Annotated in this window: 11 protein-coding genes; 6 read left to right on the top strand and 5 right to left on the bottom strand. The window is 47.0% G+C overall.

Features of this window, described 5'->3' with window-relative positions; genetic code table 11:
• Window positions 1-329 precede the first annotated feature (329 nt).
• The gene (locus NDA03_RS15770) at window positions 330-2627 is read left to right on the top strand and encodes an amylo-alpha-1,6-glucosidase (protein ID WP_348238540.1); all 2298 of its coding nucleotides are present in this window, start codon (window positions 330-332) and stop codon (window positions 2625-2627) included.
• Window positions 2628-2744: 117 nt separating this feature from the next.
• On the opposite strand, the gene NDA03_RS15765 is transcribed toward NDA03_RS15770, so the two are convergent.
• Both NDA03_RS15765 and NDA03_RS15760 read right to left on the bottom strand, forming a co-directional pair.
• Window positions 2745-3059, bottom strand: coding sequence for a DUF2973 domain-containing protein (locus tag NDA03_RS15765; protein ID WP_190411611.1), 315 nt, complete (start codon window positions 3057-3059; stop codon window positions 2745-2747).
• Between the two features lie 119 nt (window positions 3060-3178).
• The gene (locus tag NDA03_RS15760) at window positions 3179-3508 is read right to left on the bottom strand and encodes a DUF2605 domain-containing protein (protein ID WP_190411610.1); all 330 of its coding nucleotides are present in this window, start codon (window positions 3506-3508) and stop codon (window positions 3179-3181) included.
• A gap of 173 nt (window positions 3509-3681) precedes the next feature.
• On the opposite strand from NDA03_RS15760, the gene thrS reads away from it, so the two are divergent.
• Window positions 3682-5508: a threonine--tRNA ligase gene (thrS, locus tag NDA03_RS15755; RefSeq protein WP_190411609.1), complete on the top strand. Its 1827-nt coding sequence runs from the start codon at window positions 3682-3684 to the stop codon at window positions 5506-5508.
• 252 nt (window positions 5509-5760) lie between these two features.
• Here thrS and NDA03_RS15750 read toward each other — a convergent pair whose 3' ends face one another.
• On the bottom strand, window positions 5761-6348 hold the full coding sequence (locus NDA03_RS15750) for a Yip1 family protein (RefSeq protein ID WP_348238539.1): 588 nt from the start codon (window positions 6346-6348) through the stop codon (window positions 5761-5763).
• Between the two features lie 650 nt (window positions 6349-6998).
• Here NDA03_RS15750 and NDA03_RS15745 point away from each other — a divergent pair.
• Genes NDA03_RS15745 through thrB form a run of 3 tightly spaced genes read left to right on the top strand, consistent with a single transcriptional unit; the run spans window position 6999 to window position 11466 of the window.
• Window positions 6999-9308, top strand: coding sequence for a CBS domain-containing protein (locus NDA03_RS15745; protein ID WP_348238538.1), 2310 nt, complete (start codon window positions 6999-7001; stop codon window positions 9306-9308).
• A 9-nt stretch (window positions 9309-9317) separates the two neighbouring features.
• Window positions 9318-10445 (top strand): ATP-binding protein, encoded by a 1128-nt coding sequence (locus NDA03_RS15740; RefSeq protein ID WP_190411606.1) that lies wholly within the window; start codon window positions 9318-9320, stop codon window positions 10443-10445.
• A 55-nt stretch (window positions 10446-10500) separates the two neighbouring features.
• Window positions 10501-11466 (top strand): homoserine kinase, encoded by a 966-nt coding sequence (gene thrB / locus NDA03_RS15735; protein ID WP_348238537.1) that lies wholly within the window; start codon window positions 10501-10503, stop codon window positions 11464-11466.
• Here thrB and NDA03_RS15730 read toward each other — a convergent pair.
• On the bottom strand, window positions 11453-11878 hold the full coding sequence (locus NDA03_RS15730) for a hypothetical protein (protein ID WP_190429155.1): 426 nt from the start codon (window positions 11876-11878) through the stop codon (window positions 11453-11455). The two genes, thrB and NDA03_RS15730, sit on opposite strands and share 14 nt — an antisense overlap.
• 112 nt (window positions 11879-11990) lie before the next feature.
• Here NDA03_RS15730 and NDA03_RS15725 point away from each other — a divergent pair, with 112 nt between their 5' ends.
• Window positions 11991-12506 carry a hypothetical protein gene (locus NDA03_RS15725; protein WP_348238536.1) on the top strand — a complete coding sequence of 172 codons (516 nt, stop codon included), beginning with the start codon at window positions 11991-11993 and terminating at the stop codon, window positions 12504-12506.
• A gap of 114 nt (window positions 12507-12620) precedes the next feature.
• Here NDA03_RS15725 and NDA03_RS15720 read toward each other — a convergent pair whose 3' ends face one another.
• Window positions 12621-13442 carry a M48 family metallopeptidase gene (locus NDA03_RS15720; RefSeq protein ID WP_348238535.1) on the bottom strand — a complete coding sequence of 274 codons (822 nt, stop codon included), beginning with the start codon at window positions 13440-13442 and terminating at the stop codon, window positions 12621-12623.
• Window positions 13443-13561 lie beyond the last annotated feature (119 nt).

Genomic DNA, 13561 nt, shown 5'->3' with positions numbered 1-13561 from the left:
AAATAGAGCGTACTATAGAATGCAGGGTGTGGTGTATTGTTGAATTTCCATTTAACGCCGTCATCCCCGCAAAGGGCATGATTGACCAGGTTGAGCGAAGAAAAAATCCGTCCGCAGTAAGAGAGTTGGAAAAAAATTGGAAATTTTGTTCTCTCCGAACGATAGAGCGGATCGTTGATTAGATTTGTAGAAGTATAAAAAGGGCACATTTGTCGAAACCTCGATCCTCTACTGAATATCAGTAGCGATGGGTAAGGTTTTAAATTAGATCGTGTGACCCTGATTAAAGCCTCACAAAGACCCTGTATTCTTGAGCAGAAACCTGATTCATGGCACCGGATATTCTTGAACTGGACGGAAAAACCTTTGTTCCCGCACAAGAGCTGCCCATTCCAGAGTGGCCTTGCGTTCTTGGCGATCGCCCCCAACCGACTCTTACTATTAAAGACAATGACCTGTTTTTAGTCACCGATACCCTGGGCAACATTGCCGGGTGTTTAGGCGATGACATGAATGCCAGCATGGGGCTTTTCTGCGCCGATACGCGGTTCCTTAGTCGCCTGGAACTGCAAATTAACGGACGCTCCCCCGTCTTGCTCAGTAGCACAGCTGACAAAGGATTTGCCCTTTCAGTTCTGTGTACCAATCCCAGCATGGACGGAGGAGAGCGATTAGAGGGAGGGGATAAATTAGAGCCAAATGAGCAAATTGACGGCGGGGCAATTTTTGACTTTGCACCTCTTCGAGCCGACACCATCGGAATTAACCGAGAAATTGTCCTAAATGGAGCGCTGTTTGAAGAATTAACTGTTTCCAACTACAGCACCAGTTCCATTCGCTTTCAACTGAGTCTCAGCTTTGATGCGGATTTTGTGGACTTATTTGTAGTCCGGGGGTACGGTCGAAAAAACAAGGGGCAGCTGTTACGAGCCGTGCCTAAAAGTCAAGCCGCAGAACCCGAAAAGCAAGAAATGACGCTCGCTTATCAAGGGTTGGATGGCTCTGTAATGGAATCGCACATCGAGTTTGTTCATCGCCAGCCAGACACTCTCAGTGGTTATACGGCAGTTTGGCAGCTGGAGATGGAGCCTCACGAAACCCAAAAACTGGGCTATCGGCTGCAAATGCGTACCAATAACCGTCCCACTTCTAGGGTATCTGCCCCAGTCACACTGGTACAGGCTAGAGCCGCAGAGTTATCGGAGCAGCAAGAGTGGCGTCAACACGTAACCGGGATTCGCTCAGACAAAAACACGTTTAATCGAGCGATCGAGCGAGCCGAGCAGGATACTTATTTACTGCGCCAGTCTTTCGGCAAAGGGAAGGTACTCTCGGCTGGGGTGCCTTGGTTTTCGACGTTGTTTGGGCGCGACTCGATTATTGCGGCGTCGCAAACGCTGATGCTCGATCCTACAATTGCCCGCGAAACTCTTACGATCTTGGCTGAATACCAAGGGAAGACGGATAATGAGTGGCGCGATGAGCAGCCTGGGAAGATTTTGCACGAGCTGCGTTTGGGTGAAATGGCGCGTTGTGAAGAAATTCCCCATACACCTTATTACGGCACCGTAGATGCGACACCGCTGTGGTTAATGCTGTATGCGGAACACTTTGCCTGGACAGCCGATCGGGAAACCCTGGAGCTACTGTGGCCTAATGCCTTGGCGGCAATGGATTGGATTGACCGCAACAGCAAGGAAACGGGTTATCTCATCTACCAACGTCAATCGAAGCGGGGTTTGGCGAATCAGGGGTGGAAAGACTCTGGCGACTGTATTGTGAATCGCAAGGGGCAGATGGCGATGGGCGCGATCGCTCTTTGTGAAGTGCAAGCTTATGTCTATGCTGCCAAAATCCGTCTGGCAGAAATTGCCCGCATGAAGAAGCGCCTTGATTTAGCCGACAGGTGGCAAGATGAGGCGAGAGATTTGAAGAATCGCTTCAATCGGGATTTTTGGATGCCAGAGGAAGATTTCTGCGCCTTGGCTTTGGATGGCGACGGCAATCAGGTTGATAGTATTACTTCAAACCCCGGTCACTGTCTGTATTTGGGCATCTTGACACCAGAAAAAGCTTATAGCGTCGCGGAACGGCTACGGGCACCGGATATGTTCAACGGCTGGGGAATTCGCACCCTCAGTAGTTTGTCACCGGCTTATAATCCGATGGGCTATCATGTCGGTTCTGTGTGGCCTCACGACAATGCCATGATTGCGATGGGGGTGCGATCGCTCGGTCTAATCGAGCAAGCGCTGGAACTTGCCAAAGCTTTAATGGATATGACTTTACAGCAACCTTATCAACGACCGCCAGAACTTTTCTGCGGTTACGAACGCACAGAAGATAACACCACGGTCAAATATCCCGTCGCTTGTTCTCCTCAAGCTTGGGCAACCGGCAGTATCTTCCAGTTGCTGCAAATGATGGTAAATTTAGTCCCCGATGCTCCCAATAACTGCTTGCGGATTATCGATCCTGCTTTGCCGGAGTCGATTAATCGTCTAGCGCTACAGAACTTGAGAGTGGGGCAGACTTTGCTGGATTTGGAATTTGAGCGCTCCGGCAATACCACTGCCTGTCGGGTTGCCAAAAAACGCGGTAATTTGCGGGTTGTGATTGAAGCTTGATTTAGAAGCTGGGTGGGGAATGCCCACCTAGCTCTATCAAGCTGATTGCCAGTCTCTAAAAAACCTTGCTAATTTTTCGGCTAAATTATCCAATTTTACTTTTGAAATAGCTCTGATTCATGCTTCCTCGGTGTCCCCATTGATACCGGGAGAAGATTTATAGAGGGCGTCCAATTGTTCGCGGGCGTCTTCTACGGTCATGGAACGCATCACGAGAAGCGGTTCATTAATCGGGTTCCCGGCATCATCTAATAGTTCCGGGTGTGGGATTGACCCATAAGGAGAGCGAGAATCTCTAAATTGGGACTGCATCCCTGGTGGGTAGCGCCGTTGAGAATCCATACTACTGATGGTTAACAAGTTGCGGAGCATATTCCCTATAGCAAGAAACGCCAGAACAGTAAAGGCAATTAAATAAAGCAGGTGTAACATACGATTTTCCTCCAAGCCGCACAGTCTAATGGGATGTTCGTCAATAGGGGCTTTCGCATTCGTGGCGAAACGGTAATGCTTGCCCCCGGATTTTCCGTAAAAATGTTTCGCCCTTAGATTTACTTGTTCGTGGAAGTGGATTGCTCAGCGTGGAAGCGCATCGACACCTGCCAACACTCAGTAACCAACTGGTGCCAAGGCATCAGAACTGACGTTTCAATGCCAACTTGAGCATCAGTCGCTTGAAAGAGCATCTGAGCGGTGCTGACTTCCGCGTGAGCAAGCTTGACTCGATCCAGTAAGTCGGATTGCTGTTGGGCACTTAAAAAAGTAATTTCTTCAGTTTCTAAGAGAGCGCGCGATCGCGCAAACCAATACTGAAAATCTTCTAAGAGCGGTTGTAATACCGTTTTCAGCAATTCATTTTCAGGCAAGTTGGAAGCAGCCATGAATCAAAAACCGAATACTATCTAAATTTAATCTTAACGTAGTTTACAATTCGTAATAATATTTTTAGATTCTCTTAAACAACAACCACATCGCCAGGGAAAAACAACCTCGGTATGATAGAGGCAGTAACACCCGATTAATTGCCCGTTTCTTCGTCCTTATGGAACCGCCGATGAGCGTCTCAGAATCTCCAGCGTCTCAAGAACAGCCAGAAAAAATGTATTTGCCCCGTACCAGCGAATCTGAATCGTTGAAGAAAATCCGTCACACCGCTTCCCACGTTATGGCAATGGCGGTGCAAAAGCTGTTTCCCAAAGCGCAGGTGACTATCGGCCCTTGGATAGAAAACGGCTTTTACTATGACTTTGATAATCCAGAGCCATTTACCGAAAAAGATTTGAAGTCCATCCAGAAAGAGATGGTCAAAATCATCAATCGGAAATTGCCAGTGATTCGGGAAGAAGTCAGTCGCGAGGAAGCTGAAGGTCGGATCAAGACAATTAATGAGCCTTACAAGCTAGAAATATTAGAAGACATTGAGGAACCAATTACCATCTACCACTTGGGGGATCAATGGTGGGATTTGTGTGCAGGCCCTCATTTGGAAAATACCAGTGAGTTAAATCCGAAGGCAATCGAACTAGAAAGTGTTGCCGGTGCTTATTGGCGGGGGGATGAAACGAAAGCTCAACTCCAGCGCATTTATGCCACCGCTTGGGAGACGCCAGAACAGCTGGCTGAATATAAGCGCCGCAAGGAAGAAGCCCTGCGCCGAGATCACCGCAAACTCGGCAAAGAACTGGGATTATTTATTTTCTCAGATCCGGTGGGACCGGGATTACCGCTGTGGACGCCGAAAGGAACGGTGTTGCGGAGTGTTCTGGAAGACTTCCTGAAGCAGGAACAGCTGAAACGCGGATACCAGCAGGTGGTGACGCCTCACATTGCCAGAGTCGATTTATTCAAAACTTCCGGACATTGGCAGAAATACAAAGAGGATATGTTCCCGCTGATGGCGGAAGATGAGCAGGCGGCGGCGATAGAACAGGGATTCGTCCTGAAGCCGATGAATTGCCCCTTCCACATCCAAATCTATAAGAGCGAGTTGCGTTCCTATCGGGAACTGCCGATGCGTCTGGCGGAATTTGGCACCGTCTACCGTTACGAGCAATCTGGGGAACTGGGCGGCTTAACGCGGGTGCGCGGTTTCACGGTGGATGATTCTCACTTATTTGTGACGCCAGAACAGCTAGACAGCGAATTCCTGAAAGTGGTGGATTTGATTCTGTCGGTGTTCAAGAGTCTGCAACTGAAAAACTTCAAAGCGCGACTCAGTTTTCGCGATCCGGCTTCAGATAAGTACATCGGTTCCGATGAAGCTTGGGAGAAGTCTCAAGGAGCGATTCGCCGCGCCGTGGAAACCTTGGGCATGAACTACTTTGAAGGCATTGGCGAAGCCGCATTTTATGGCCCGAAACTGGATTTTATCTTCAGCGATGCCTTAGACCGCGAGTGGCAGTTGGGGACTGTCCAAGTGGATTACAACCTGCCAGAACGGTTTGATTTGGAATATGTGGCGGAGGATGGTTCCCGGAAGCGTCCGGTGATGATTCACCGCGCTCCCTTTGGCTCCTTGGAACGGCTCATCGGGATCTTGATTGAAGAATATGCAGGGGATTTCCCGCTGTGGTTAGCGCCAGTCCAAGCGCGATTGCTGACGGTGAGCGATGCCCAGTTGCCTTTCGCTCAGGAAGTGGCACAGAAGATGCGATCGCTCGGTATTCGCGTGGAAGTCGATACCAGCGGCGATCGCATGGGCAAAATGATTCGCAATGCCGAAAAGGACAAGATCCCTGTCATGGCGGTGGTAGGGGCGAAAGAGCTGGAATCAAATAGCCTGAGTATTCGCACCCGCGCGGCTGGCGATGTGGGGGTCATTCCTGTAGAAGAAGTGTTGGAGAAGATGAAAAACGCGATCGCTAACTTCGACAATTTTTAAGAAGTTGCCAGTTCATAGTTCATATAGGGGCACTCCAAAAGAGTGCCCTTTTTCAATTGGGTGCATCTCAATAACAGCAAAAATGCTACCCCAGCCCAGCCTCTCTCCGCTTGCAAAGAGGGGTTAAATCTTTCCCCCTCTCCGTCCACGGAGAGGGGCTGGGGGTGAGGTTCCGCCTTTATATTGCACGCTATAAATCCGTTTAATATTGATATTTTTCAGCTTCCCAGTGCCTGCCGATTCCAACATTTTTTAGAGTGCTGGTTTGGGAAATCTAACAAATAGATTGCTAATCCCGATAACAAATACATAGAGTACAACCGCACCCGCAAGCGTTACCGCAGTGTAGGCGGTTGCTTTATTTTTCGGACATTTCATCACAATCGGCAATCCCAGATATAACAGATATACGCTATACAACCCAGCAAGAAATGCGAAAATCGTGAAACTTGGGATTACACGGAGGATACCGGCTAACCAGGCAGGTGTGTTGGCATAAGCAGCAACTTTAAGAGCTTGTAGCTGATTTTTCTCGGCTGAAAATTGAGGAGCGAAAGCATTAATAATCAACGACAAAAAAAATACGCTTAATAGTGTTAGTAAAAAGCTAACACCTGCATATAAAATAGCTGGCACTAAGGGCAACCGAGACGTAACGATACTAGAGGTATTGATGCCGATAACTGCCCAACCAACAGCTGCGGCGATTGGAGCGATCGCTGCCAGAGGAGCAATATAGGTGTTATACAATCTAGCGCTAGAGGTTGTTTCTTTTGCGATCGCTCGCCACTCACTTTTGGGGTGCAACAGGATATTTGGAATGCGCTTAATTAAGTTCATTTTTCACTTTGTTTTATTGATTTGATGTAGCAGAACTGATTTTAAGCCCCAATCCAGCTAAACACTATATATCTTCCCAATTATTAGGATTTCACCCTTTTGTCAGATGTTGCCAGCGCAGATATTAGTCGAAATCAATATCCATTTAAATATTCCTTTAGTAAGAGGATTTAAGAGGTTGACAAAAGGTATGCTAAAAAGGGTTTTGTCTTAACTCTCTGGCTAGGTAGGATCTAGCTAAGGTGGAGGTGGTAAAAAAGCGATCGCCCTGGTAAAACATCCGAATCATATGGGATTTCACGGTTGCGGGGATGTTTTCTTGCTGTCATGAATTTGATGAATGAGGGCAAAAGCACGCGAAGCCTAGAGACGAATCAAAGATTTACCTTCCTGCACGCAAATAGGGTGCCGGTAGTAGCGATTGGTGAATTTTGACTGTACCGCAAAAGGCGCGGCAACTTGTGTGAAGGCAATTTGTGTCAAATAAATCCCGTTGCGAGGCGGCGATGTGATACCGAATACAGTTCTGGCGGGAATCCTAAGTGAAGGAGCAACTGCTTTTCGCAAAATCTATTTGGTAATAGAGGAATTGCAAATGCAAGTATGCGATCGCCCACTGCAATACACCGCAATAATACACAGGTTGACCCATGCCAACAAAGGGATTGCTTAGCTTAGAATCTGTCATCGATCGTCGTCCTCTGACTGTATCGGCTGACACCCCACTGATGGACGCGATCGCCATGATGGGCAAAGCGAAAAGCAGTTGTGTACTTCCTAGTTTGAAGATACCCCCAGAAGCAGTGCTAATGAGCGAAGCACGAGCTAGCGCTGTCTTTGTAGTAGAAGGGTTGCAGTTAATCGGAGTGTTTACCCACACAGATGCTATCCAGGTAATTGCCTCAGGAATCAATTTAGCAGAAGTCAATATTGCCTCGGTGATGACGCAGCCGAGCATCGCTCTGACTGAATCTGACAGCGAGAATATTTTCACAGCATTGTCAATCCTGCGCCAGCATCAAATTCGCCACCTACCTGTTATAGACGCGCAAAGGCAAGTGGTGGGCATTATCACCCTCGAAAGTATTCGTCAAGCACTGCCCCTCGATGAGCTAATCAAATCGCAGCCTTTGACAGAAGTAATGACTGCCCCGGTTATTCAAGCACCGGCGACGGCTTCAGCGCTGAGCTTAGCTCAATTAATGGCAGAACACCAGGTCAATTGTGTTGTGCTTACAGAAGAAAGTTCCGAGTCGAGTTCTATTGAAAACTCAAAACTTCAACCCGATCCCTTGAGCGAAGCAAAGGTTCAACACTCAAAACTTCCTACGCATCGCTACACTAACAAAACTCAAAACGTGCGACCTACCGCTACGCTAACAACCCTCCTGAAGCCAGTAGGGATTGTCACCGAACGGGACATCATCGATCTTCAGGCTCTCAGCCTGGATTTATCGCAGATACAGGCGTTTAGGGTAATGAGGGCATCCGTGTTATCTTTAAGCCCCTCAGATTCAGTGTTAGTTGCCCTTTGGGAAATGCAGCAGCACCAGGTGCAGCGAGTTGTGGTGTCGGAGAATCCCAGGGAGCTGTTAGGTATTGTTACCCAAACCAGTTTTTTGCAAACGCTCGATCTCACACAAATATCTACAGCAGTAGAGCAATTGCAGCAATCGATCGAGCAGTTTGAAGCCGAATCCTCTCTCCCCCCGCACAATGAAACCCTAGAACCTCAAGGACAGGAAAGCCCAGCGGAACTCTTGGAACAGCTTGAGCGCAATCGCCTGTTAACCACAATTGCCCTTCGCATTCATCAATCACTCAATTTGGACGAAATTCTGAACACCGCCGTCGCTGAAGTGCGGCAATTTCTCCAAACTGACCGCGTGATTATCTACCGTTTTAATCCAGATATGAGTGGCACTGTCGTTGTCGAATCGGTTGCTGAGGGCTGGCAACCTGCTCTAAGTAGCACAATTCACGACAATTGCTTTGGGAAGAATTATGCCCAAGCCTACAAAAAAGGGCGTATTCAAGTCACAGCAGATATTTATACCACCGGGTTAACCCAATGTCACATCGATATCCTGGCTTTGTATGATATCCGAGCGAGTCTCGTGGTTCCGATTCTGCAAGGAGAACATTTGTGGGGTCTGCTGTGCGCCTATCACTGTTCGGGACCCAGGCGGTGGCGGGAGTTTGAGATTGATTTGCTCAAACAATTGTCAACGCAAGTAGCGATCGCAATTCAGCAGTCTGAACTTTATCAGCAAGTACAAGCTGAACTCGCCGAACGCAAACGAGCAGAAGAGCAACTCAAGGCTTCGCTTAAAGAAAAAGAGGTGCTGCTGAAGGAAATTCACCACCGCGTCAAAAACAATTTACAGATTATTTCTAGTCTGTTAAAGCTGCAATCTGCCTATACCAAAGAGGAACAGGTTCTGGGAATGTTCAAGGACAGTCAGAATCGCATTCGCTCGATGGCTCTGATTCACGAAAAATTGTATCAGTCCAAAGACCTATCTAGGATAGACTTTGCTGAGTATATTCGCGACCTGGCAGGAAATTTACTTCGTTCCTACAAAGCAAGCTCTCAGGCAATTACGCTGAAAACAAACGTTAATGACATTAACCTAAACATTGATACAGCGATTCCTTGTGGTCTAATTATCAATGAATTAATATCCAATTCCTTAAAACACGCTTTTCCAACGCCCAGTATCGATAAGGAAATTTGTATTAATATTTACTCAAACGGCAATCATCAATTTATTTTGAACGTCAGTGACAACGGAATCGGTTTCCCGAAAGACTTGGACTTCCGGAATACTGAATCCTTGGGGTTGGAGTTAGTCTGCACCCTCACTGAACAATTAGACGGGACTATCGAACTTGATAGTCGTAGAGGGACAAGCTTTTTTATCACATTTTCAGAAATCGGCAACATTAGGAAGACATAAATAAAAAAAATGGCAAAGGAAAAAATTTTAGTAGTTGAAGATGAAAGAATTGTTGCCAAGGATATCGTAAAGAGCTTGCAACGCTTAGGATATAACGTTGTCGCTTCTGTTGCTTCGGGAGAGGAAGCGATTCAAAAAGTATTGGAGATTCAGCCCGATTTAGTGTTAATGGATATTATGTTGAAAGGACAATTGGATGGAATAGAAACCACTGAAAAAATTCATAAAAACTTCGATATTCCAGTAATTTATTTAACTGCTTATGCCGATAAAAAAACCCTGGAAAGAGCCAAAATTACAGATCCATTTGGCTATATAATTAAACCGTTTGATGAAAGAGATTTACATACTACGATTGAAATCGCACTTCGCAGACATTTAGCCGAAGCAGCAACTCGCGTAGCTCTTGAAAAAGAAAAACAATTAAGCGAACTTAAATCTCGCTTTTGGTTCATGGTTGCCCACGAATTCCGTAACCCGCTGACCGCAATTTTATCTTCTGCTGAACTACTGGAATCTTATAGCCACGAATTAACAGAACTTAGAAGACGTGAGTATTTCTATCTTATTCAAACCTCGGTTCATTCGCTGAACAATTTGTTAAACGAAGTTTTAGAGTTTGGAAAAGCAGACGAAGGAAAACTAGAATGCAAGCCAAAACCCCTGGATTTAGTATGCTTTTGCCGGGATTTGGTAGACCATATGCAATTCAGCTCTGGTTCAAAACATAGAATTATTTTCACCAATCAAGGTGAGTGTACTGATGCTTGTTTGGATGAAAAACTGCTGCGGCATATATTTAGTAATTTGTTAGGGAATGCTATCAAATATTCACCCGAAGGCAGCAATATCTACTTTGAACTTTTGTGTGAGAATGGAGAGGCAGTTTTTCAGGTAAAAGACAACGGAATTGGCATTCCTCCAGGCGACCGAGAACTATTGTTTGACTCATTTCATCGAGCGACAAATGTGAGTAGTATTCCCGGTCATGGACTAGGACTAACGATTGTCAAAAAATGTTTAGACTTACAGAGTGGAGAGATTGCTGTAAATAGTGAAGTTGGAGTGGGGACTACTTTTACAGTCATGCTGCCATTGAACATCTGCGTAATGCCGGAAAAAAACGTTCCTTCATAGATAGCAGGCTGTTAAACGGTAGAGTCTATAATAGACTATTTCGCAATTCGTTGAGATGCATCCTGTTTCTACCGTTACCGTCAGCGTTCCAGCCACAACTGCTAACTTGGGGCCGGGTTTTGATTGCATAGGCGCAGCTTTAACGCTGTACAACCAGTTCAAGTTCACACGCCTGGAAGCGGATGCTGTAACACGACTCAGCATTACGGTCGAGGGAACAGAAGCCGCACGAGTCAACACGGGTGCTGATAATCTGGTTTATCAGTCATTTGTGAAATTGTACGAGCATATCGGGAAAACGCCACCGCCTGTGCAGATCGAGATCGAGCTGGGTGTGCCACTGGCAAGAGGATTGGGGAGTTCGGCGACGGCAATTGTGGGAGGTTTGGTGGGTGCGAACTGTCTGGCTGGGGCACCTCTAGATGAAAATGAGGTGGGAAGAATCGCGATCGCTCTGGAAGGACATCCTGATAATGTGGTTCCAGCACTGATGGGGGGGTGTCGTCTAGCAGCGACGGGTTTGAGTGACGAACCGCACAGACACGGAGAAAGCAAAGAAGAATGGGAAATTTGTGAGATTCCTTGGCATTCTGAGATTGTGCCAGTAGTCGCGATTCCGGATTTTGAACTTTCAACTGAAGAAGCGCGGCGAGTTTTACCAACTCAATACAGCCGTGCCGATGCAATTTTTAATACAGCTCATCTGGGTTTATTATTGCGAGGGCTGGAAACCGGCAGGGGTGACTGGTTGCGAGTTGCGATGCAAGACCGAATCCATCAGCCTTATCGGACAGCGTTGATTCGAGGATATGATGCTGTGCGCTCGGCAGCAATGGCTTCTGGTGCTTTTGGGATGGTAATTAGTGGTGCGGGACCAACTTTATTAGCTTTAGCAGAGGCGGCGTTGGCACCGACAGTTGTGGAGGCAATGGCGGCGGCTTGGAAGGATGAAGGAATTATGGCACAAGTGCGATCGCTCTCGATTGACACCCACGGGGCGAAAACCTCTAATATTTCCTAAATTGGTCACTCAGATTTTTGCGTAACTGCTGAATTTGTCGAGATTGATTTCTAGGTCCTGAAACAAAAACGAGAACTTTATCCCCTTCAGGCGCACAAATTAAATAAGCTGACAGATTCCCAAATCGTCCGTAAGCTGCTTCTGTGATAACTCCTGTCTCTTGGGCATTACTACTTTTCAGGAATTCAAGCGCATTATCCAGACAGTTGTTCTGGCTGGTATCGTCTCTCCGATTCGTCACTCGGCTGACACTGTTGGTTTCATTGATTTCAATCCATTCGCTCCAGTTACTTGTAGTCATATCGGCTAAAGCAGGCATTGACTCATTTAGCAATCCCGTTTCCATACTTAAAATTGTGGCAATGACTAAAAACGAATTTGCTGTCTTTTTAAGACTAATTCGGTTCAACATAAGTTAGGTCAACAAACGGGTGAATTAATGTCGAGTAATCGTAACCCTGTAAATTGATTCACAAAATGCCAGAAGTTTTACGGAACTATTCACCTAAGTTAGGAAAGTAATTATGGAGCCAATTCAAGTAGAAATTGAAGCGATTCGCACTCAGATTGAGGCGCTCACAGAAGAACGCGCCATCCTGAAAGTCGATCCAGTATTGCCGAGCTATAACACGCCAGAAGCAATCGTTGAGGCTTATCGTCGTCATGCTAGAGAAACAGCACAAATCTCTGCTGAAGTCAAGGGAATCGATGATGCGATCGCTGCCTTGGAAGCTAAATTGAAGGAGATCGGGCGATCGCAAGGATTGGCGCAACAGTTATTGCATGAGCGGACACAACATCCTCTCGCAGAGCAGGTAGAGGAAGGAAAACAACGCGCTCAGGATCGCGCTGAACGAATTAACGAACTGGCGGAGGAACTGAAGCAGGAAGTGCAAGCGCTCAAGGCGATTGCTGATGAGATTAGTCCCAGTTATTGGCAGTTATACAACAGACCTTTCATTACTGGATTTAGCAAAATTTCGGTTCCCTACGTCCGTTCGGATAGCACTGTGTGGATGATTACGAATCAAGTCGTGTGAACGGGAAAAACCTCTCCCCAAACCCCTCTCCGGATCGGAGAGGGGCTTTGAAGATAGCATGCGCCCCTTTCCTGGTAGAAAAAAGGGGCGGAGGGTTAGGTTTGGGAGCGCTAGCTATTTTTCCAGGTTCGCCAACGTTGCCGGTAAAGGCGATCGCTCTTTTACAGGATAATTCCGCTGCTCAATTAAGCGCTGCAATTCTTTAACGCGCCTACCAGGGGCAGGATGGGAGGTCAAGAAATCAAAGCCTGCACCACTTTTGCGACTCATTCGAGCAAAAAAGTCGGTTGCACCCGCAACATGACCGTAAGTTTGTTGCAACAATGTTAAGCCAAACTCATCCGCCTCAGATTCCTGAGATTGAGAGAATCGGGAACTGCTAACAGCTTGAACACCCGTCGCCGCTGCCGATGATAACCCAGCAGCATCCCCAAAGACAGTAGCGATCGCAATGGGTAACAGTAGTTGTCGCACCAACGCCCGTAAATGATCGCGGTGGGCAAAATGCCCCAATTCATGCCCCAACACCATCATCAGCTCATTTTCCGATTCCGTCTGTTTCAGCAAACCGGCGTAGATGATAATGCGATCGCCCGGTAGCGCCAGCGCATTCACTGTATTATCGGGCACATATAGCACCCGATAATCTCTCTCTTGGCGCTGCTCGGAAGGCAACTTTGTCTCCAGCCTATCGAGCAGCTGATTGAGCGAATCTTGAGCCGGTGAGGGCTTCGCCAAGCGTTCATAAGCCGGGACAATGACGGCACCCAACTGTCGCTCCACGCTGGGAGGAATTACCCACACTAAGCTATTAATAAACAACCCCAGCAGCCAAATAACGCCGACGATAAATCCAATAAATAGCCCTAAGAAAATCAGTAACTGGCGATTATTGGGAGGTGGGTTGCGATCGCTCGATGTTGCAGTTCCAGACACTTCAGGCTTGCTCCAAAAACGCTATTGTTACTGCATTGCCTAGTTGCATCCGATATAGCAATGCGTTGACCTTCTTTCTATTGCATCGTGAGTTACCTGCACGCGCTCGCAATTCTCTA

This window comes from Trichocoleus sp. Lan (assembly GCF_039961855.1).
Taxonomy (GTDB): domain Bacteria; phylum Cyanobacteriota; class Cyanobacteriia; order Cyanobacteriales; family FACHB-T130; genus FACHB-T130.
Note: the sequence above shows the minus strand (reverse complement) of the source record. Positions and strands in the feature narration are given on the sequence as shown.